The sequence below is a fragment of the Sphingomonas sp. SP3 genome (assembly GCF_058514305.1).
The window spans coordinates 1,663,274-1,683,924 of sequence record NZ_JBZSOE010000001.1 but is presented as its reverse complement, the minus strand read 5'-3'; the positions used below and the strand labels follow the sequence as shown (position 1 = coordinate 1,683,924).

Annotated in this window: 20 protein-coding genes and 1 pseudogene; 8 read left to right on the top strand and 13 right to left on the bottom strand. The window is 63.0% G+C overall.

The window, feature by feature from the left end; genetic code table 11:
* The first annotated feature begins 48 nt into the window (after positions 1-48).
* The 3 genes from AC4K8G_RS08775 to AC4K8G_RS08765 all read left to right on the top strand — a co-directional run bounded on the left by AC4K8G_RS08775 (position 49) and on the right by AC4K8G_RS08765 (position 2,760).
* Positions 49-810 (top strand): SDR family NAD(P)-dependent oxidoreductase, encoded by a 762-nt coding sequence (locus AC4K8G_RS08775; protein WP_491733771.1) that lies wholly within the window; start codon positions 49-51, stop codon positions 808-810.
* Positions 811-862: 52 nt separating this feature from the next.
* Positions 863-1,159, top strand: coding sequence for a hypothetical protein (locus tag AC4K8G_RS08770; RefSeq protein WP_491733770.1), 297 nt, complete (start codon positions 863-865; stop codon positions 1,157-1,159).
* A 107-nt stretch (positions 1,160-1,266) separates the two neighbouring features.
* Positions 1,267-2,760 (top strand): pyridoxal-phosphate dependent enzyme, encoded by a 1,494-nt coding sequence (locus AC4K8G_RS08765; RefSeq protein ID WP_491733769.1) that lies wholly within the window; start codon positions 1,267-1,269, stop codon positions 2,758-2,760.
* On the opposite strand, the gene AC4K8G_RS08760 is transcribed toward AC4K8G_RS08765, so the two are convergent.
* The 6 genes and pseudogenes from AC4K8G_RS08760 to AC4K8G_RS08735 all read right to left on the bottom strand — a co-directional run.
* Positions 2,757-3,362 (bottom strand): hypothetical protein, encoded by a 606-nt coding sequence (locus AC4K8G_RS08760; protein WP_491733768.1) that lies wholly within the window; start codon positions 3,360-3,362, stop codon positions 2,757-2,759. The two genes, AC4K8G_RS08765 and AC4K8G_RS08760, sit on opposite strands and share 4 nt — an antisense overlap.
* Positions 3,359-3,658, bottom strand: a complete 300-nt coding sequence (locus tag AC4K8G_RS08755; RefSeq protein WP_491733767.1) for a hypothetical protein — start codon at positions 3,656-3,658, stop codon at positions 3,359-3,361. Before AC4K8G_RS08755 ends, AC4K8G_RS08760 begins: the two co-directional genes overlap by 4 nt.
* A 10-nt stretch (positions 3,659-3,668) precedes the next feature.
* On the bottom strand, positions 3,669-4,181 hold the full coding sequence (locus tag AC4K8G_RS08750; protein ID WP_491733766.1) for an MAPEG family protein: 513 nt from the start codon (positions 4,179-4,181) through the stop codon (positions 3,669-3,671).
* Positions 4,182-4,198: 17 nt separating this feature from the next.
* Positions 4,199-4,471 carry a hypothetical protein gene (locus AC4K8G_RS08745; protein WP_491733765.1) on the bottom strand — a complete coding sequence of 91 codons (273 nt, stop codon included), beginning with the start codon at positions 4,469-4,471 and terminating at the stop codon, positions 4,199-4,201.
* 11 nt (positions 4,472-4,482) lie between these two features.
* Complete coding sequence (locus AC4K8G_RS08740; RefSeq protein WP_491733764.1) at positions 4,483-6,018, bottom strand: DHA2 family efflux MFS transporter permease subunit; 1,536 nt, start codon at positions 6,016-6,018, stop codon at positions 4,483-4,485.
* A pseudogene (locus tag AC4K8G_RS08735) lies at positions 6,018-6,474 on the bottom strand (HlyD family secretion protein); the annotation flags it as partial. The pseudogene AC4K8G_RS08735 and the gene AC4K8G_RS08740, both read right to left, overlap by 1 nt.
* A gap of 46 nt (positions 6,475-6,520) precedes the next feature.
* On the opposite strand from AC4K8G_RS08735, the gene AC4K8G_RS08730 reads away from it, so the two are divergent.
* Both AC4K8G_RS08730 and AC4K8G_RS08725 read left to right on the top strand, forming a co-directional pair.
* Positions 6,521-7,168 (top strand): TetR/AcrR family transcriptional regulator, encoded by a 648-nt coding sequence (locus AC4K8G_RS08730; protein WP_491733763.1) that lies wholly within the window; start codon positions 6,521-6,523, stop codon positions 7,166-7,168.
* A gap of 7 nt (positions 7,169-7,175) precedes the next feature.
* The gene (locus AC4K8G_RS08725) at positions 7,176-7,613 is read left to right on the top strand and encodes a hypothetical protein (RefSeq protein WP_491733762.1); all 438 of its coding nucleotides are present in this window, start codon (positions 7,176-7,178) and stop codon (positions 7,611-7,613) included.
* Positions 7,614-7,622: 9 nt separating this feature from the next.
* On the opposite strand, the gene AC4K8G_RS08720 is transcribed toward AC4K8G_RS08725, so the two are convergent.
* From AC4K8G_RS08720 to AC4K8G_RS08705, 4 genes are all read right to left on the bottom strand, one after another.
* Complete coding sequence (locus AC4K8G_RS08720; RefSeq protein WP_491733761.1) at positions 7,623-8,240, bottom strand: response regulator; 618 nt, start codon at positions 8,238-8,240, stop codon at positions 7,623-7,625.
* Positions 8,240-9,916, bottom strand: a complete 1,677-nt coding sequence (locus AC4K8G_RS08715) for a sensor histidine kinase (RefSeq protein ID WP_491733760.1) — start codon at positions 9,914-9,916, stop codon at positions 8,240-8,242. The genes AC4K8G_RS08720 and AC4K8G_RS08715 overlap by 1 nt, the downstream gene beginning before the upstream one ends.
* A 17-nt stretch (positions 9,917-9,933) precedes the next feature.
* Positions 9,934-12,270, bottom strand: a complete 2,337-nt coding sequence (locus AC4K8G_RS08710) for a putative bifunctional diguanylate cyclase/phosphodiesterase (RefSeq protein WP_491733759.1) — start codon at positions 12,268-12,270, stop codon at positions 9,934-9,936.
* An 83-nt stretch (positions 12,271-12,353) separates the two neighbouring features.
* Positions 12,354-14,261: a M1 family metallopeptidase gene (locus AC4K8G_RS08705; protein WP_491733758.1), complete on the bottom strand. Its 1,908-nt coding sequence runs from the start codon at positions 14,259-14,261 to the stop codon at positions 12,354-12,356.
* Positions 14,262-14,392: 131 nt separating this feature from the next.
* Here AC4K8G_RS08705 and AC4K8G_RS08700 point away from each other — a divergent pair, with 131 nt between their 5' ends.
* Genes AC4K8G_RS08700 through AC4K8G_RS08690 form a run of 3 tightly spaced genes read left to right on the top strand, consistent with a single transcriptional unit; the run spans position 14,393 to position 16,753 of the window.
* Positions 14,393-15,565: a sensor histidine kinase gene (locus AC4K8G_RS08700; RefSeq protein WP_491733757.1), complete on the top strand. Its 1,173-nt coding sequence runs from the start codon at positions 14,393-14,395 to the stop codon at positions 15,563-15,565.
* Positions 15,565-16,368, top strand: a complete 804-nt coding sequence (locus AC4K8G_RS08695) for a LytR/AlgR family response regulator transcription factor (RefSeq protein ID WP_491733756.1) — start codon at positions 15,565-15,567, stop codon at positions 16,366-16,368. The genes AC4K8G_RS08700 and AC4K8G_RS08695 overlap by 1 nt, the downstream gene beginning before the upstream one ends.
* Before the next feature lie 19 nt (positions 16,369-16,387).
* Positions 16,388-16,753: a response regulator gene (locus tag AC4K8G_RS08690; protein ID WP_491733755.1), complete on the top strand. Its 366-nt coding sequence runs from the start codon at positions 16,388-16,390 to the stop codon at positions 16,751-16,753.
* A gap of 1 nt (position 16,754) precedes the next feature.
* On the opposite strand, the gene AC4K8G_RS08685 is transcribed toward AC4K8G_RS08690, so the two are convergent.
* The 3 genes from AC4K8G_RS08685 to AC4K8G_RS08675 form a co-directional block, all read right to left on the bottom strand.
* Positions 16,755-17,759 carry a sensor histidine kinase gene (locus tag AC4K8G_RS08685; RefSeq protein WP_491733754.1) on the bottom strand — a complete coding sequence of 335 codons (1,005 nt, stop codon included), beginning with the start codon at positions 17,757-17,759 and terminating at the stop codon, positions 16,755-16,757.
* Between the two features lie 135 nt (positions 17,760-17,894).
* A complete protein-coding gene (locus tag AC4K8G_RS08680) occupies positions 17,895-19,466 on the bottom strand; it encodes an OprO/OprP family phosphate-selective porin (protein WP_491733753.1) in 1,572 nt (523 codons plus the stop codon).
* 114 nt (positions 19,467-19,580) lie between these two features.
* Positions 19,581-20,621 (bottom strand): substrate-binding domain-containing protein, encoded by a 1,041-nt coding sequence (locus AC4K8G_RS08675; RefSeq protein ID WP_491733752.1) that lies wholly within the window; start codon positions 20,619-20,621, stop codon positions 19,581-19,583.
* Positions 20,622-20,651: the final 30 nt, after the last annotated feature.

Here is a 20,651-nt window from a genome sequence, read left to right as displayed (position 1 = left end):
GCCCGCACCTATCTGGCCGCCGCTGGATATCGAATTGGAGTTGTTTCGATGAGCCTCAAGAACAAGACGATTGTCATCACGGGTGGCGGGTCCGGCCTGGGCGCCGATGCGGCGCGGGCAGCGCGCGCGGCGGGCGCCAACCTCATCCTTAACGGACGCAGCAAGGACAAGCTGGCTGCCGTTGCGAACGAGATCGATCCCGGCGGCGAGCATGTCGCATTGGTCGCGGGCGATGTCGGGGATCCCGACACCGCCGAGCGGCTCATCCAGACCGCGACAGCCAAATTCGGCGGCGTTGACGTCGTCTACAACAATGCCGGAATCTTCGGGATCAAGCGGCTGGCCGATGTCACGCACGGCGACCTTGGCGATTACTTCAACCTGATGGCGGGTTATTTCACGGTCACCCAGCTCGCCGCGAACGAGATGCGCAAGCGCGGCGGCGGATCGATCATCAATATCGGGTCGATTTGGGCGATGCAGGGCGTGGCGGCGACACCGTCGAGCGTGCCGGCGATGGCCAAGGGCGGCATCCACGCCTTGAGCCGATCCCTCGCCATCGAGCTGGCGCCCGAAAATATCCGGGTCAACGTGATCGCGCCGGCGGTGGTCGAAACGCCCTTGTTCGACGGCGTTGCTTCCGCCGAAGAGATGGCCGGCTTCAACGCTTTCCATCCGCTTGGCCGCAATGGCCAGCCCGCCGATATCACAGCGGCCTTTCTGTTCCTCGCCGACGAGGCGCAGTCTGGGTGGATCACCGGCGTCATCCTGCCCGTCGACGGCGGCGTGACCGCAGGCCGCAACGCCTGACGCGCATCCAGGGGCTGTGAACGCAACCGCCGTCCGCGCGTTTACGCGGGCGATGGTTCGTTTTGCTGCCTTGATCGGCCTGACGCTGAGTTGCACCGCGGTCGCGGCGCAACCGGCGCCGCAGGCGCTGAAACCGACGCCCGCAGCACTCAATATCTTCGAACGCGACTGGGTGTTGATGAACTGGGCGCTCAAATTCTACGACAAGGATCGCGACATTTTCCTTGAGCCCGCCGAAGCCGAAGCGGCCGCGACCGAGTTTCGAAAGATCGCCGATGCCGACGGCGACGGAAGGGTCACGACGGCCGAGTATCGCGCCGCACGCGAATTCATTCTCGCCCGCTACTGACACCGCTTCTCCGGCGTTTGGGTCAAGCATTCCGACGAAACGGTCATTCTGAACGCGCTGATCCGTGATTATTGGCGATCCCGATTTTGAGATCAGGGAAGCCAACAATGACCATCCACAACGATATTCTCGGCGTCATCGGCAACACGCCCGTTGTCCGCCTGCAGCACCTCGCGCCCGAGGGCGTCGAGCTGTTCGTGAAGCTCGAGGCGCGCAATCCGCTGGGCTCGGTCAAGGACCGGCTGGCGCTCGGCATCATCGAAGCCGCGGAAAAGAGCGGCGAGCTCAAGCCCGGGCAGACGGTGGTCGAGGCGACCAGCGGCAACACCGGCCTCGGCCTCGCCATGGTGTGCGCAGCCAAGGGCTACCCGCTGGTCATCGTGATGGCCGAGAACTTCAGCCTGGAGCGCAGGAAGATGCTACGCTTCCTCGGCGCCAAGGTCGTGCTGTCGCCTCCCTGGGCGAAGGGCACCGGCATGATCGCGATCGCCAAGAAGCTGGCCGAGGACAATGGCTGGTTCTTGGCGCGCCAGTTCGAGAATGAAGCCGGTCCCGACATTCACAGCCGCACGACTGCAGTCGAGATCATTCGCGACTTCGGCCGCAACGGCCTCAACGCCTGGGTTACCGGATTCGGTAGCGGCGGCACGTTGAAGGGCGTCGCGCGCGTCCTCCGCGAGCAGAGCCCGGCGACCCGGGTCATCGTCGTCGAACCGGAGAATGCAGCGCTGGTTGGAAGCGGTATCACGCAGGATGCCGCTGCAAGCGGCGAGCCAACGAAAAGCCATCCCGCCTTCCATCCCCACCCGATCCAGGGCGTCACGCCCGATTTTATTTCCAAGCTGACCCGTGACGCGGTCGCGGAGAAGATGGTCGACGCGACCATCGGGGTGAGCGGTGCGGAAGCGATCGACACGGCGGTCCAGCTGGCGCGGCGCGAAGGCATCTTCTGTGGGATCAGCAGCGGCGCGACCGTTGCCGCAGCGATCAAAGCGGCGGGCGACATGCCGCCTGGGTCGCGCATCCTGGCGATGCTCGCCGACACGGGCGAGCGCTACCTGACGACGCCGTTGTTCGGCGACATTTCAGTTGAGATGGACGAGGCTGAGAAAGGGCTGCTCGATGCGGCGATGCCAGCGATCGCGGTGCAGCCGGCACCCGCGCCCGCGGAGCCGCCGGCCGCGCCGATCACCGACGAGACGGCACGAAAGTTCGTCGCCGACGCGATCGCCAACAACCACGGCAAGGTCGTGATGTTCGCGATGAGCTGGTGCGAATTCTGCTGGACGGTGCGCAAGCTGCTGACCGCGCTCGGCGTGCCGTTCGTGTCGATCGATATCGACACGTCGGAGTTCCGCGCCGCCAACGACGTGCCCAAGATCCGCGCGGCGCTGAACGAGGTCGCAGGCGCGCCCACGATCCCGCAGGTTTATGCGGGCGGGACCCATCTCGGCGGCTGCATGGACGTGCTGGCCGCCGCGGAAACGGGTGAATTGCATCGGATCCTGAAGGCTGCGGGAATCCCGATGAACGACAGGATCCTGGACCCGTACGAGTTCCTGCCCAACTGGGTGAAGCTCCCGAAACCGGTCGCGGCCTAGGCGAGTATCTTGGGCCCGATCGCGCCCACCAGCAGGGTCGCGTTCAGCAGCATCAAGAGAACGGCATTCGCACGCTTGGACGTCACGAACCAAAGCGCGGCAAGCCCGGGCAGGAATAGGAGCGCCGCAGTGAGGCTGATCCAGCTCTGCATGACGGGCAAAGTCGCGAGCGGCAGGCCCCAGGACGCGGCAGCTGCGTAAGCGATGGTCGCAAGGTTGATCGCGACCATCCCGGCAATCACGGTGCGATTGGTGCGAGCGTAATAATGGTCCAGGTCCGGCCAATGCTCCGGATCGTCGGGGAACACGAACGTCGACACGACATAATATCCGCCGATCATCGCGAGGACGCCCAGCAAGGTCGCATAATCGAACGCGACCTTGCCCCGCAGCTCGTAAGCGGTCAGCCAAAAGTGCGTCTGGTCGCAAAGCACCAGCAGGGCGAGCAAGGGCACCAGCGAGCCGATCCGTATCTGCGCTTCACCCGCGCGGGTCGCGCCAACGCGGATCCTCCAGCTGCGTGCCAAGCCCGCAAGCAATTCAGTGACCGACAGGCCAAGCAGCAGCGCGAACAACTGGAAGATAAGGTCGGTGCCGCTCATCGTCCCATCCCAGAGAGAAGGCCGGGGGTATCGTCCTCAACGCAGAGATCGGTCGTGGCGAGGGCTCGAATGCCGGGACCGCTTGCCGCCGGGCCGATACGGACTCGGCTTCGCGCATATTCGCTCGGCCAACGCACAAGGCCGATGAATTCGTCTTTGCCCGCGCGAAGCAGGTGACAGCCAAGCGCGCCGGAGCGCCGCAGCTGACGTGCTGCCTCGCGCCACTCCCGAACGAAGTGGGATCGCTCGTCCGTTGAAACCGACCAGCGATAAAGGGTCGCAACGCCTTTCATCATCGCTCTCCGATCAGAACCGGGCGCGCCATATTGCGACGCCGAACAGAGCGATGTTGAGATAGGCCGTCGAGGCGAAACCGAACGCACGATAGAGCGGATGGATTCGATAGCCGATCCAGAACGCGAAGCGCGACACAACAAAGATGATCGCTGCGGCGGCGATCAGACCGAGCTGGTCGCCGCGCGATACCGCCGCGACTGCCAGCGACGCCGCCGAAAACAGCACGAACTGCTGCAGCGTGTTATCGACCACGCGGCCGTCGACGACCATGTCCGGGCTTTCCTTATGCGCCATCGGATCGATCGCGTCGCTGGCGAAGCGCGCATTCCCGACGGCGATGATCGCGAAGAACAGCGGCATCGCCGCTAGCGCGATCCACTTCGCAGCAAAGGCTAACGCTTCGCCGGCGTCGGCCCCCGCAGGCAAGGCGGGCAAGACGCGCGGTAACAAGACGAGCGCGGCGGCCATTGCGGCAATGCCCGACGAAGCGCCGGCTGCGACTATTTTCTGTTCTCTTCTCATGTCCGTTTCCTTGGCGATCAGAGAGCGTATGGAATTTCTTCGGCGGTGCAGCTTGGCCCAACGCGCAGCGCACCGAAGCCAGCCAGATTCCGACTGAAGAATGCGGGACAGTCCTTCTTTTCAAGGGTCCAGCTTTCGAAGCCCGGAGTCCAGTTGCGGGTGCGCGCGGTCGCTTGAACGCGCGGTTCCTGTGGCCTCGCGCGGCTGTCTTCGAGGATTCGATAGTCACTCACCTCGCTCGCAGTAAGCGCGGCGTCGCTGAACATCAGCGCAATCAACATCACGGTCATGTCATTCTCCATTAATGGGCATGACCCGCCGCAACGGCGTGCTTCGGCCGTGGTGCGAGCCAGACGATGGACGCTGCGGCCGCGAAGGTGATCGCGGCCGTTACAAAGACGGATCCGGTGGCGAGTGCGGTCGACTGGCCGTCGACCAAATTGCTGACGAACTGGCGCGACTGGTCTGGTGTGAAGCCATGCGCCTGGAGGGTCGCCATCGATGATTGGGCGCCGTTCAGCAGGCCCGATAGTTCGGCCCGCTTCGACTGCGCTCCGTCGTACCACATGGTGGTGACGATGGCGGTGCCGATTGCGCCGGACATGGTGCGCAGGAAGTTCATGACGCCGGCGGCGGACGCGACTTCCTCTTCCCTGACCGCGCCCAATGCGAGCGTGGTCAGCGGGATGAAGAAGAAGGGCATGCCCGCGCCCTGGATCAGCTGCGGCATGGCAAGCGTCCAGAAATCGGCGCCGCTGGTCCACCAGAAAACGCGAATCAGCGAGGTCACGCCGAGCCACAGGATTCCAAACGAAACCAGCAAGCGCTCATCGACCCTGGTCGAGAGCTTGGCGACGACCGGGGCCATCATCACGGCGGCGACGCCGTTGAATGCCGTCGCATAGCCGGCCCAGGTCGCGGTGTAGCCCAAGGAGCTTTGCAGCCATTGCGGGATCACCACGAGGCTGGCGAAGAAGGTGCCGTAAGCGAAGACGAGCGCAGTCACGCTGACGGTGAAGCCGCGGTGACGAAACACCTTCAGGTCGACGACGGGCTTGTCCTCAAGCAGCTCCCAGGCGACGAAAAAGCTGAAGCCTGCCGCGGCAATCAGCGCGAGCGCCACGATGAGCGACGACCCGAACCAGTCGTGTTCGCGCCCAAGGTCGAGCATCAGCTGTAACGCACCGACGAACAGCACGAGCAGGATTAGGCCGACCGTATCGATTCGGGCCTTTTCGATCTTCGTCTCGGCGCCGCGCAGCAGGACGAATGCCGCCGCCGAACAAATCGCGGCGATCGGGATGTTGATGAAGAAGATCCAGTGCCAGCCCCAATTGTCGCTAATCGTGCCGCCAAGGATGGGCCCGAGAATAGGGGCGACGATGGTCGTCATCGCCCAAATGCCGGTGGCCTGCGCATGCTTCTCTTTGGGGAAGATGCTGAGCAGCAACGTCTGGCTGATCGGCATCAACGGACCACCGCACAGGCCCTGGCCGATGCGGAAAAGAACGAGCGAGCCGAGGCTCCACGACATGCCGCAGAGCATCGAGAAGATGCCGAACCCGGCCATGCCGGCCGTGAATACGCGCACCGTGCCGAAGCGCTTGGTGAGCCATCCCGTCAGCGGTACGCAGATCGCTTCTGCGACGGCGTAGGACGTGATCACCCACGTTCCTTCGCTCGACGAGATGCCGAGCCCGCCGGCAATGTGCGCAACGGACACGTTTGCGATGGTCGTGTCGAGCACGACCATGAAGTTGGTGAAGGCGAGCACGAGGCAGCTGAGGATCAGCGCCGTCTTACCCATCATCGGCTGAGGAGCGGCCGCGGCGGACATTAGTCGGCGTCCGACACGTCGATCTTGGCTTCCATCGAAAGCCCGACGCGAAGTGGGTGAGCAGCGAGCTCGCGGGGATCCAGCTGGACACGTACGGGCAAGCGCTGGACTACCTTGATCCAGTTGCCGGTGGCATTCTGCGCGGGGATCAACGCAAACGCCGAGCCTGTTCCGCCGGAGAATCCCGCAACCTTGCCGTGATAGACGACCTTGCTCCCGTAGAGATCTGACTTCAGCTCGACCGGCTGGCCGGGGCGGACCTTGGCAAGCTGCCCTTCCTTGAAGTTGGCGTCGACATAGACACTTCCGACCGGAACGATGGTCATCACGGCCGAACCTGCTGCAATGCGCTGCCCAACCTGCACCTGGCGGTTGGTGACGACTCCGTCGATCGGCGCGCGAATAACGGTGCGCTCAAGATTCAAGGCGAGCCTGGTCGAGGCGGGCCTTCGCCGCAGCTGAACTGCCATGTACAGTTATAAATTTCAGGGAGTTAGCCACGTTGGCCCGTGTCCGGACTGAGCAGAAGCGTGAAGAAATTGTGCGAATCGCCGCGCAGGTGTTCGAGGAGCTCGGCTTCGAAGGCACATCGATGGCCACGATTTCGGAGCGCGTCGGCGGGTCGAAAGCGACGCTCTACGGTTACTTCCCTTCGAAGGACGATCTGCTCCGTGCGGTGATCAGCCATAAGGTGACCAGCCACGCGGCGATGATGATCAGGGAGTTCCCGGCCGACCCCGACGACCTCCGATCGAGCCTTATCAAGCTTTCGACCGGATACCTGACGGAGCGCATGTCCGCCCTTCCCATCAACAACATCAGGATCGTGACTAACCAGCCGCCCGGATCGACGATGGGCCGCGAGTTTTACGAAAGCACAATAGTGCCGGCCTTCGCGAAGCTCGCCATGTGCTTCAAGCAACTGATGGACGAAGGTAAACTCAAGCAGGCCGACCCGAGGCTCGTGACGCTCCACTGGAAGGGGCTGTCGGATTGGGATTTCTTTGAGAGGCGGCTGCTGGGCGTTATCTCGGGTCCCGACCCGAAAGAGGTGAAAGCGGCTGCCACCGCAGCTGCCGATGCGTTCTTGCAATTATACGGGACCGAGAAGAAGGCCCCGGCAAAGCGAAAAACCAATTCAACGAAATAGGGCCATTATGATTTCGAACGGTGGCGATGCGGCCGAGTGGAATGAGTTTCCGAGCCAGATGGTCGACGGGCGGCCAGTGGTCATCCGGTCGCGGATCGGCGACCCCGCGGTCCGCGAATTCGCCGAGACGAATTTCATGGCGCGGGCGCGCTGCGTACTTCCGCGCGACCAGGTCGATCCGAACGGGATGCCGATTTCGAGTGCGTCGATGGACGAATGGGAAAGCAAGCTGCTCGTCGAGATCGATCGAATCAATGCGGAGACCTATCCGATTGCAGTGGTGACGGGCGGCGGCGGCCGCGACCTGTTCTTCACCGCTGCCGATGGCGACGGACTGGTTGCCGCAATTAACAATGTCGAAGGCGATTTCACGTTCGAGCTGCAATTGTCGCAAGTCGACGGACCGCGCGAGCCGCTGCTGAACAGCCTCACCCCGCCGCAGTAAGCAGCGGTTTCACGACCCGATCAGCGCCGACGCGCGGAGGGCGAGCTCGGTGCGGGTGCCGACCCCGACCTTGTCGAAGATCGAGTGCAAATAGACCTTCACCGTCCCTTCAGTGACGCCGAGCCGGGCAGCGATATCGCGGTTGCGGAGGCCTTGGCCGACCAGCTCAACCAACTCGCGCTCGCGCGGAGTCAGCGCAGGCAGTGATGACAGGCGCTGGCGAGCGGCCTTGGTCCGATCGACGATTTCCGGATCGACCCAGTTCTTGCCCTTCAAAACCTGGTCCATGCATTCGAGCAGCAACGCCGGATCAGATGTCTTCAGCACCACCCCATCGGGTTCGAGATCGTCGGCTGCGATCAATTGCGGGTCGTCGAGCCCGGCGGTCAGCAGCACGATCGGCCGTTCCTCACCGGCCTTACGAAGCTTCCGCAGGACATCAATCCCGGAGCCGTCGGGCATGTTTACGTCGAGGAGCACGAGATCCGGCGTTACCTGATCGATCTGTGCCAGCGCCTCCTTTCCGCTGCGCGCGCGCCCGACCAGTTGATAGTCGGTGCCGCGGAGCAGCATTTCGAGCGCCGAAGCAATCATCGGGTGGTCGTCGGCAAGAAGTACACGCGTCATTAAGTCGCTCCCGACAGAGGAAGGCTGATCGAGACGTCGGTCCGCCCCGGCTTTGATACCAACATGAGTGAACCGTGAGCGCGGTCAACCCGCTCTTTCAGTGACCACGGCTCGACCAGCGAGCCGTTGGACTCGCCGAAGCCTTTGCCATTGTCGGTCACATCGAGCCTTAGCGAATCGCCCTCGACGGCGAGCTCGACGACGACCTGATCGGCTTCCCCGTGACGAACGGCGTTCGCGACGGCCTCCCGCAGCAATTGCTGGATATCGAGATGGACGCGGATCGGAATCGCCGCATCCTTCGCCTCGACCGATACCTTGCAGTGGATCGACCATTGCTGGCTGAGGCGGATGGCGAGCGCGCGCAAATCTTCGACCACGACCGCAATCTCAATCGCGCGATCGCGCCGAAGCGCGTCGACGAAGCTCCGGATTTCAGTTTGCTCTTCAACCAGCAGCCGCTTGAGCTCGGCCAAGTCCGCGTCGACTTTCTTCCCCGAGCGCGCGGCCCGGGCGATCGCTTCGACCCGAAACGACGCGCCAGCAAGGAATTGCACGATGCTGTCGTGGACGTCGCGCGCCAGCGACCAGCGAGTCTGCGCTGCGACGCTCTCCTCGATTGCCGATACCAGCGCCGAACGGTCGATGACCGATCCGGCGGCGCGCCCAAGCTCTCGCCCGAGCTCGACGTAATCGATCGAGAGCTCAGGGATGCCCTCGAGGATCAGCCAACCCTCGGCCGTGCCCGATCGCAACTGTGCGACCAGCCCCTCGCTCAATCCCAGCCGGTTTAATTCAGCCGGGTCAATGATGGTCAGGAGCTTGCCAAATCGCGACCAGGACCGGGCAGTTTTGGTCAGCGCCCGGTTCTTGCCGACATCGAACAGGAATGCGCCGCCGAACGCGGCGTCATTCACCAAGCCGTCGGCGCGATCGATGGTTTCCACGGATCCATCGACAATTCGCAAACCGGAGAAGGAGGAGTCGCCTTCCCAGCGAGCAAGCAGCGTGCCCTGGTTGGCGCCCGCCGCTTCCATCGCCACACGGAGCGCAAGCGCCGTGGGCTCGGTCTTGCCGATCAGCGAATCAAAGTCATCGAGGCGGACGAACAGGCTGGTGAAACGCTGATGGATGCCGAACCAGATCAGGATCGCCGACAGGATGATGAGGTGGGCGGTGCGGACAATGAAGCGCTGAAGTTCGAAACTGACCGAGCCGGCGACCAAGATTCCCCCGCTGAAGAACAAGACGACTAGCGCGAGCGCGGTGAGCGCCGTTTCCCGCCATCCCCAGCGGATCGCCGCTGAGAGCAACGGCAGGATGAACACGAGGAAGAATGGGCTGGTGTACCCGTTGGTCGAGAAGACGATGACCGCGAATACCGCCATGTCGATGATGTGCGAGGGCACCGCGAGGCGTGCGTCGAGCCACCAATTGCGCCAGGTCGCGGCCGCCGCAGCGAGCGCAAAGCATAGGTACAGGAACAGGAAGGCGTAGGTCTGCGGAGCCGATTGCGCCGGCTGGCTCCGGTCGAGCCAGATCGCGACCAGGAACATCGCGGCGAGCATGACCCTGCCAAGCGCGATGACTCGTCCGCTCTGATATTTGAACAGGTTCTTGGCGGCGTCGAAATCCAGTGAGCTGCCCCCTCGTCTTGCCAGCGACTGTAGTGGCAAGCGAAGGAAGCGCCAAATTAGCCCGCCAGTCGCTTGGCTCCCAAGCCGACGACCATGTCGTTCGCGCGCTCGTAGGCGAGCGGCTTCCCGAACAGATATCCCTGGATCGTATCGCAACCGAGGTCACGCATGCGCTCGAAGTCTTCGGCCGTTTCCACGCCTTCGGCCGTCACGTTCATGCGGAAGCTTTTTGCGAGTTGCACGATCGACTGAATGATCGCCACATTTTCGGGTCGCGAGCCGGCTTCGCGAACGAAACTGCCGTCGATCTTGAGCTTGTGGAAAACGGCCTTGTTCAGATAGCCGATCGAAGAATAGCCGGTGCCGAAGTCATCGAGCGCAATGCCGACGCCCAGCGCGCGAAGTCGTTTCAGCACGTCGAGGGTCGATCCATTGTCGCCGAGGAAGACGCCTTCGGTGACCTCGAGCTCGATCCGGTTGCCCGGGAGCTTGAAGCGCGCCAGCGCATCACTGACGATGTTTGGCAAGGCCGGCGACGAAATCTGCTTGGGACTTATGTTAAGCGCCACCGTGATCGGCTCCGGCCAGCTCGCCGCTGCTTTACACGCCTCATAGATCACCCACTCGCCAATCGTCGGCATCAGCCCGCTTTCCTCGGCGACCGGGATGAATACGGCCGGCGGTACCAGTCCGCGTTGCGGATGGTTCCAGCGAATCAAGGCTTCAAAGCCGACCAGTTTCTGGGTCTTGGCATTGATCAGCGGCTGATAAGCCAAGTGGAACTGGCCCGACGCGACAGCAGAGCGAAGGTCCGATTCGAGCCGGACACGGTCGTCTTGCTCCGACTGCAGCTCCGACGAGAAATAGCGAGCGCAGCCGCGACCGGCATCCTTCGCCTGATAGAGCGCGAGGTCGGCCTTCAGAATCAGGTCGTCGACAGTAGCGCCGTCGATCGGTCCGAATGCGCAGCCGATCGACACGCCGATGCGAATCTCCGTCTGATCAATAAGGTAAGGCTCTTTGATCGCCGCGATGATCCGGTCAGCGAGCTGCTCGACCTTCTTGCGGCTTTGCCCATCGGAAATGACGATGGCGAACTCGTCGCCGCCCATCCGGCCGACGTGACCGTCCGACGCAACTTCGTCGACGAGGCGCTTGGCAACCGCGCGCAGCACGGCGTCGCCCTTCGGGTGGCCGAACGTGTCGTTGACTGGCTTGAACCCGTCGAGGTCGAGAAACATGATCGCGCATGGGCAATTGCCGGCCGTCGCCGTGCGCAGCGAATCGCCGAGCAGCTGGCGGACGCGCCCGCGATTGGGAAGGCCAGAGAGCACGTCCACGTTCGCGAGATGAGTCAGCCGCTCCTGAGTCTGGCGGATTTCGGTGACGTCCGAACCCACGCCGCGGAATCCTTCGAAGCGCCCCGCTGTATCAAGAATGGGGTCGCCCGCGATCGAGATCCACCGCGGTCCGCGCGGAGTCTTCAGCTCCATTTCGAGCGAGTTGAACGGCTGTTTGTCGAGCAGCACCCGGCCGAGCTCTGCATGGCCGCCAAGCAGGGCAGGCAAGGAGTGGCCGAGCAAATGGGCTCCGGGGCGGCCAAGCAAGGCGCTCATGCGCGAGCTGATGTAAGTCACGCGGTTCTCGCTATCGACTGACCAGAGCCAGCCCACGCCGCGCTGCTCATATTCCTGCAGCAGCAGGCTCGCGCTTTCGCTCTGGCTGCCGACATCCGCGTTCATCTTGAGCTGGTGGAAGGCCCAGCGCGCCACCGTCAGGACGCCGAAGACCGCCACACCCATGGTGAAGATGATCGACAGCATGTGATGGAACGGCACCGTGTGCCGGCCGAGGAGCAGCGCCGCAACGACGCCACCGGTGAAGGCGACCAACCACGCGGTTGCGCAGGGTGGCACGACGACCAAGCCGAGCGCGCCGATGCCAAGGCCGGCGATTACCGAGGCGGCAATGACCTGGGTCCCGGGATCAAGCGTTGGATAAGCGTAAAGTGGAATGCTGAGCCAGACCGCGGCGCGAACCAGAACGTCGCCGATCATCAGCGATTTGGGCACTCGGCGGCCGGACCGACCGACACAGCTGATCGACTGCGTTCGAGCGAGCTGCATGGCCGCGAAATTCACCACTGCGACCGCGCCTACCCAAGGAAGCAGCAGGGTCGGCGAAACCGGGCCCCACAGGTTCGCAACCATCATGAACGCAGCGACGACATTGGCCGCCGCGAAGAACGGAGCGAGCTGGGCCCGGGAAATGAGCTGAACGTCCCTTAGGGGCGAGCTTTCATCATCGGACTGGCTCGCTGCCAGGCCGGCCGACTCCCCGCCTGGAAGTCGCGCTGAAATCAAGCGCTTATAACGATCTGGAGCTTCGTACATCCGCCCGCCGCTTTGTTGTTAGCGACGGGGGATAGCCAAAGAGCGTTTAAGGCGGGTTAAGCCCGTCTCGAAACATCCTTAACCTATGTCAGGTGCAGCGGATCGAGATCGCGGGTCACTGTCGGGTGATAAAGCGGCCGCGCCTTCGCGTAGATCCTGATTGCGATCGGACGGCCCCACTGCTGGTCCGCCGCAAGCGCCTTGATCAGCGGCTTCACGAACTTGCCGCGGCCGTTGCTGAGCAGGAACTGCCCGAGCGAGGGGACGGCAGGGTCGTAATGGTTGCCGACCGCGAGATCGAGCCAGGCGAAGCGCAATTCCATGTTGGTCGCGCCGTTGAGGTCGTAGGCCGCCTGGAGCGCGTCGAGCCGGTCCTTGCCGAGCTTGCGCGGAAGGCGGTTGAGGAACCGAAGCCGTTCGGACGTACTCCACAATGACCAAGCTGCCGGGGCGGACGAGCCGGCGGCAAAGGCGGCGGACGCCTTGTCCTGTTCCGCGAACGTATCGGCCGGCGGGAGCGTCATGTTCGACGGAATCCCCGGCTGATAGACCCATTGGTCGAGCATCAGCTTATCTTCGAGCGCCTTGTCGCCCTTCACGAGGTTCTGGCGAATGTCGGCGAGGAACAGAGCTGAGGTCACCGGCCGGAAGGCATGGCGGTCGAACCAGCCTTTGAGCCACGCGTCGAAGCGCTCGCGGCCGACATTCGCTTCGATTGTGCGAAGGAATGCCGCACCCTTTTCGTAGGCGATGTCACTCAGCACATCGTCCGGGAAGCGCCCCGTGAGGTCGAGGTGCAGGCGCGTGTCGGGGCCGTTGGGGCCGCCGTTCTCGGCGACGGCCTTGTGAAGGGCGTCGACGCCAAGAGCAATTTCCTCGTCCGCGGCATTCTTGCCGTAGAGCTCCTCGACGATGCGCCGCTCGGCATAAGTCGTCATGCCCTCGTTGAGCCAGAAATCGTTCCAGGTGGAGTTGGTCGCGAGATTGCCCGACCAGCTGTGCGAAAGCTCATGTGCAATGAGACTGACCAGGCTCTTGTCGCCGGCGATGAACGTCGGCGTGGCGAAAGTGAGGGTCGGATTTTCCATGCCCCCGATCGGGTAGGACGGCGGCAGGACGAGCACGTCATAACGGCCCCAGCGATAAGGCCCATAAAGTTTCTCGGCCGCTGCAACCATTTTCTCGGTGTCGGAGAGCTCGTTCGCTGCTGCCGGCAAGGTCGCGGGTTCGGCCCAGACACCGGTGCGCGAGCCAAGCGATTTGAAGGCAAGGTCTCCCGCCGCGATCGCGATCATGTAAGGCGCGACGCTATGGTCCATCTTGAATGAGAAGACGCGCTGATTGCCCGCGTCCTGCGGATCGGACCGGAGCGCCGACATAACGACGGTCAGCGGCTTGTCGACGCGGACTTTCGCTTCCCACGTCTGGCGGATCGCCGGTGAATCCTGCGTCGGGATCCAGGTGCGGTTCTCGATCGCCTCGCCCTGGCTGAAGACGAACGGGTATTTCTTGCCCGCGGTCTGTTCGGGCGTGAGCCACAGAAGCGCGCTCGCGTTGGGCGCGGACAGATAGTTGATTACAACCTTGCGCGTGGAGGGGCGAAGCGCGATCGACAAGGGCGCGCCGATGTCCTTGTTCATTGCGCCGACGGTCCACTCGAGCTTCTGACCCGCCCCGTCCGTCACCGATTTGATGTCGAGGCCTTTGTCGTCGAGGATGATCTGCTTGGCGTCGGGCTTGCGGTCGATGTCGAGGCTGGCTGCGCCGCCGATCCGCTTGGCGTTGAAATCGATCGTGAGATCGAGCGCGACATGGGTGACCCGCGCTTCAAGCGGCTTCGCATAGCTATGCTTATCCAGCGCGTCCTCAGTGGTGAGGATCGGAGCGACCGTTGCCTCCGCCGCGGGGCCCGACGGGGCCGAATCCGGCGTGGCGCGACAAGCACCGAGGGCGAGAGCGGCAAGCATCAGGGCGCTGGTGAGCAACTTCATCGACGGGGACTTTCGAACGGTTTGGCGGTTAACGCCTAATGGCGACGTTCGGCCCCGCTAAAGCCAGTAGTGGCCGCTTCGCAAGGTGGCGCGGCTCGCAAAGCGCGGGAACCCCATCTATATCGGGGTCGATGGCCACCGAAAGCGCGACCCTCAACCGGCGGGCAGCATCCCCTCGACGCGTCTCGGACGTTCCCAAGATCCAGAACCCGGCTGACCCCATTGCGCGTGGCATCGGGCTCGACCGGCCGTTCTTCGATGACAAAAACCGCGCCTTCTGGATCCTCCAATCGATCGGCTGGAGCGGCTACTTCTTCCTCCGCTCGCTGTCCGGCTTCGCCAACAGCATGGGCTGGATGTACCTAGTCCACACGATCCTGCTCACCCTGACCGGCTATTCGCTGACCCTGCTGATGGCGTCGTTGTTTCGCCGCCTGATCCGGATCAAGCCAGTGTGGACGCTCGTGCTGTCGCTGTTGTTCGTGATGGTCGCCTCGACCGCCTTCTCCGTCATCGAGACATGGAGCGTTTCAACCTTCCTCAAGCCCAATTTCCGGCCCGTGGGCGTGGAATATCTCGGCGCGATCCTGCTCAACTTCTCGCTGCTGGCCGCCTGGGCAGCGCTCTATTACGGGATCAATTATTTCCTGCTCCTCGAAGAGCAGATCAACCATCGCGAGCGGCTCGAAAACCAAGCGTCGAGCGCCCAGTTGGCGATGCTTCGCTACCAGCTCAACCCGCATTTCCTGTTCAACACGCTTAATTCGATCTCCACCCTGGTGCTGCTGAAGCAAACCGAGCGCGCCAACGCGATGCTTGCGCGGCTCTCGTCCTTCCTTCGCTACACTCTCGCCAACGAACCCACCGCCAAAGTGACCTTGGCGCAGGAGGTCGAGACCCTGAAACTTTACCTCGAGATCGAGAAGATGCGGTTTGAGGACCGGCTTCGTCCCCATTTCCGGATCGAATCCGACACGATCGGCGCGCGACTGCCCTCGCTGCTGCTCCAGCCGCTGATCGAAAATGCGATCAAATATGCCGTGACGCCGGCCGAGAACGGCGCCGACATCTGGATCAGCGCAACGCGCGAGGGCCAGGCTGTACGGATCGAAGTTGCCGACAATGGCGACGGTTCGGGCGGTGAATTGGCGGCAAGCCCCTCGACGGGCGTCGGACTGGCGAACATTCGCGACCGCCTATCGCAGGCCTATGGCGCGGCACATCGTTTCGATACCAAACAGAACGACAAGGGGGGCTTTAGCGTTATCCTCGAAATTCCTTACGAAACCGGAGACAAGGCCTGATGACCATCCGGACCATTTTGGTCGACGACGAACCCCTCGCAACGCAGGGCCTGCAGCTGAGATTGCAGGCCTTCGATGATGTCGAGGTGGTGGCGACCGCCGCCAACGGACGCGAGGCGATCCGCCAGATCAAGACGCACAAGCCCGACCTCGTCTTCCTCGACATCCAGATGCCGGGTTTCGACGGATTCTCGGTCATTCAGGGCCTGATGGACGTCGAGCCACCGCTGTTCGTGTTCGTCACCGCGTTCGATGAGCATGCGCTTCGCGCGTTCGACGCCCAGGCGGTCGATTACCTGATGAAACCGGTCGACGAGGATCGACTGTCGTCGACCATGGACCGCGTTCGCCAGCGGCTGGCAGAGAAGCGCAGCGTCGAGGAGGCGGGGCGGTTGAAGGAAGCGCTAACCGAACACGCCCCCGAAGCTGCCGAGGAGATGGCCGACGCAGCGCCGGAAGGGCATGCCGCCAACCGCTACGAGAAGATGATCAACATCAAGGACCAAGGCCAGATCTTCAGGGTAGATGTCGACACGATAGAGCGGATCGATGCTGCCGGGGACTACATGTGCATCCAGACCGGCGACAACACATTGATCCTGCGCGAGACGATGAAGGACCTGGAAAAGCGGCTCGACCCGCGGCGCTTCCAGCGCGTCCACCGCTCGACCATCGTCAATCTCGACCTCGTCCGGCAAGTGAAGCCGCACACCAACGGCGAATGTTTCCTGGTGCTCGATTCCGGAGCACAGGTGAAGGTGTCACGCTCGTACCGCGATGTCGTCGCGCGGTTCGTCCACTGATCCAGCCAGGGGCCCCGGGATGAGCGAATCCCTCGAAGGTCGCCGGGTCCTCGTCATCGAGGATTCTCCGGTCGTTGCGCCGTTTACGGTCGACGTTCTTGCGGAGCTCGGCTGCGAGGTCATCGGACCCGCGCCCAACATGGCAAGCGCGCGGGAAATGGTCGAAGCCGCGGGCTTCGACGCGGCGCTAATGGATATTCACATCCGCGGCGATGTGGTGTTCCCGCTGTGCGAGCTGCTGGCTGCAAAGAGGATCCCGTTCGTCCTCACCAGCGGCTACGCCGATTGGACCATGCCGGAGAAATGGCAAGACCGCCCCCGCCTTCAGAAGCCTTACACGGTAGCGCAGGTCGAAGAGGCGATGTCGGGCTTGTTCGACGAATAAGCTAAGCCGCCGGAAGCCGGACGCTCACCGTCGTTCCAACGCCAACCGTGCTTTTCACATCGAGGACGCCCTTATGGCGTTCGACGATGTGTTTTACGATCGCGAGCCCGAGCCCGGTTCCACCCGATTCCCGGCTCCGCGCGGGGTCGACACGATAGAAGCGCTCAGTCAGGCGTGGGAGATGCTCGCGGGGGATACCCGGCCCGTGGTCGGATATGGTGAGCGCAACTGACCGACCCGCCCGCGAGGCTTCAACGACGATGCTCGAATTTGGCTTGTCGCAACCGTATCGGACCGCATTACCGATGAGATTGTCGAGCACCTGGAGCAGCTGAGCCCGATCGCCGCGAACCGGCGGAAGATCGTCCGGTAGGCGGAGATCGAACTCGCACTGGTCGGCGCCGCGCAAATGGCGCGCATTGGCGATCGCGGTGTTGACGATGTCCGCTAGCGCGACCGTTTCCCCAGGCGCGACGAACCGGTCGGCCTCGATCCGCGACAGGCTCATCAAATCCTCAATGATGCGCAGCATGCGGCGCGCCTCGTCGCGGATGGTGCGGCCGAAACAGGAGCGCGTATCCGCCGGAAGATCGTCTTCTTCCGCCAGCGTTTCGGCATAGCCAATCACCGTCGACAGGGGGGTTCGGAGCTCATGGCTGGCGTTCGCAACAAAGTCGACGCGCATCTTCTCGGCCGAAACCGAGTCCGACCGATCGATCATGCGGAGAAACATCGCATTGCCGCCAAGATGGCGCATGACCAAACGCCAGGAGCGTCCCGGCTCGGCGATGCCGGTCACGTCCAGTTCGCCGGTCGACAGCGACAGGATGCGCTCGAGTGCCTGCGGGTGACGAATAGCCAAACGCAAATCGCGTCCCTCGATGAAGTCCCCCAGGAGCTTTCGGGCCGGTTCGTTGGCCAGGCGAACCACGCCACCCTCGACGACTAGCGCGGGCTCGTCGAGCGCGTCCACCAACATGCGTTCATCAAAGGTCGCGGCAGCCATTGCCTCGACTGTAGCCGATTGATTGGCTCGAGCCACTTCCGGAGACGCAGAAACCCCCTCGCCGCTGGGGCGAGGGGGCTGCCTTTCGAGCCGAAGGGGAGAGGAGGACCGAAAGGCTGTGCGTTCGGTCACACCCTAGAAATCGACTTGGGCACGAACGGCGAAGGTATCGACGCCATATTTGCGCTTGTCGGCCGGAGTGGTCGTGCCGACCGGGAAGATCCCGAGCGTCGGCGGCGGACCCAAGGTCGCAACGCTGGCACGCGGCCCGCCCGTGATATCGAGACGGCCGTACTGCGCCATGAAGCGAACATAGTCGGTCGGGTTCCAGATCAAGCTGCCCTGATAGGCGATCTGCTTGCCGCCGTTGACATAGAACGGAGCGGCGACCGAGCTTGAGCTGCTGTCCACGCGATCGCGTAGCTCAACATAATCAACACGTGCGTTGAGCTGGAGTGCGCCCCAGCCGCCCTCGTTGAACGGGTGCAGAACCTTGGTGCGATCGAACTTCCCGCCCTTGTAGCCGCGGGTTTCGCCGGTGAAGTAGTAACCGATTTCACCATAGGCCGACCAGAAGCTCGGGTTGCCGTTATAACCGGTGCCAGTCGGAATATCGTTGCTGTCCGTCTCGGCATTGATCGCGGCGATTTCTGCAGGCGTGTAGGCGTTGACCCACACCTTCTGTGCCTCGCCCGCGAAGTGGAAACTCTTCATGATCGCCGCCACTTCGACACCCGCGATGTTATCGCTCTTGGCGGCGACGGCGGTGTTGATGAAGCTTTCACCCGTAAGCTGAGTCAGCGGCCGCGAGCGGTAAGTCGCGCCCAGCGCTTCGCGAGTGTTCTCCCGGTGCTGGAAGTTGGCGCCGAGGTGGAGCCGCGTCGAACCGAGCATCGGCGAATAAACGCCGCGGACCGATGCCTGCCAACCCGTGTGCGTGAAGTTACCGTTGTTGATCGGCTCGTTGAAGATGCCGGCCTGGAACGTCCAACTGTCGGCCTTCTTGTCGTTGGCCAGGATGCCGACGCCGAGACGCCGGTTGTAGGCGAAGGCGTCGTGAAGCGAAGCGCGCTCCATGAACGAAGTGAACTTAGAGCTGGTCATCGTCTCGAGGCTCGAGAAGGGATAAAAATATCCCATCTGCACGGTCACCGGCGAGTTCTTGACGTCGTAGGCCAGCCAGATGTCTTCATAGTCGACGCTGCCCTGCGCGAGGTTGAACTCGGCGCTGTACCGGAAGCCGCCGGGGAGGGTGCCGTCGGCACCGATGGTCAGGCGGCGAGCGCGGCTGTTCCAGCCAAGGTTGCCGAAGTTCAGACCGCCGACGGTGCCGCGGAGCTCATTGCCCTTTGGAAAGCCGGTGTAGCCGGCGTCGAACTGGATGAGTCCCTTCGGCTTGAAGCTGAAGCCCGCATCCTTGTCTTCCCAAACGGGCGCGCCCTTCCAGGACGGCGTGGCTTTCGCCATGCCTGCCTTGACCTGCTCGATCGACGCCTGAAGCGCTTCGACCTGGGCCTGTAGCAATTCAATCTTGGCCTGAGCGTCGTCAACGGCCTGCGCGTTGGCAATAGCGGCATCCGCCGTCGCATCCGACGTGTCCGGTTCGGCCTGTTCCGTCACTGGCGTAGGGTCCTGCGCGGCAAAAGCCGGGCCCGCGAAGCTCATCGCGCTACCAGCGAGCAGCGCTGCAACAAACTTGTACTTCATGATCCTAAATCCTTCCCCCCGTGGGTCGGCGGAATTGCGAGGGGCTTTCGGTCCCGTCGCAACGCCCGCCACTCGCGCTCCGGCGCTGAAGCCGGAGTGCATCTTCGACGCTGACTATTTGAGGCTCGCCAGGTTGAGCGGCGAGAGCGAGCGAGCAGCCTGCTGGCTGCGCGCACGAACATTGTTCGGCGCCGCGATCATTCCCCCATCGCGACGCAGGTAGCCGTTCGGACCGAACGCGCTCTCCTTGGTGAATTCCGCGGCATAAGCACGGACCGCCGGAATGGCGCCGGCGTGGGCGTTCTTGATGTAGATGTAGAGCGGGCGAGCACCCGGATATTTGAACGCGCTGATCGAGTCGTACGTCGGCGTAACACCGTTGACCGGAATGCCCTTCAGCTTGTCCATATTCTCTTCGAGGTAAGAGAAGCCGAAGATGCCGATCGTGCCGGCGTTGGCCTCAATCTTCTGAACGATCAGGTTGTCGTTTTCGCCGGCCTGGATGTAGGCGCCGTCTTCGCGAACGCCGGTGCAGATCGCCTTGAACTTGTTCTCATCGCTCTTCTTGAGCGCCGCCATCGATGCATTGGCTTCGCACGGCGGGGTGAGGATCAGTTCGGCCAGAGCGTCGCGTGTGCCCGACGTCGGCGGCGGACCGTAGACCCTGATCGGAATCGCCGGGAGGCTGCCGTTGACATCCTTCCACGTCTTGGCGCGGTTCGGTTTCCCGAACGGCGTTTTGGCGAGCGCCAAATAGATGTCCCGCTGGCTGACATTGCGAAGCGGGCTGTTCTTCGCGGTCGCGAAGGTCACCCCGTCGAGCCCAACCTGGATCTCGGTGATCGCGGTCACGCCGTTAGCGGCGCACTGCTTGGCCTCGGAACCCTTCATCCGGCGCGATGCATTTTCGACATCCGGGAAGCGCTCGCCGACACCGGCGCAAAACAGCTTCATGCCTGCGCCCGTACCGGTCGATTCGATGATTGGCGTGCCAAGGCGCGGGTTGGCGCGAGAAATGCGCTCCGCGACGATCTTGGCAAACGGATAGACGGTCGACGAACCAACCGCGCGCATCTGCGTGCGGGCGTCAGCCGTCGTGGAAATGAAGAGCGCCATCACCGCGGTTGCGGCGAGGCCCAGTGATTTCAGAACCATGTTCGATACCCCGATTGACGGACCGTTAAT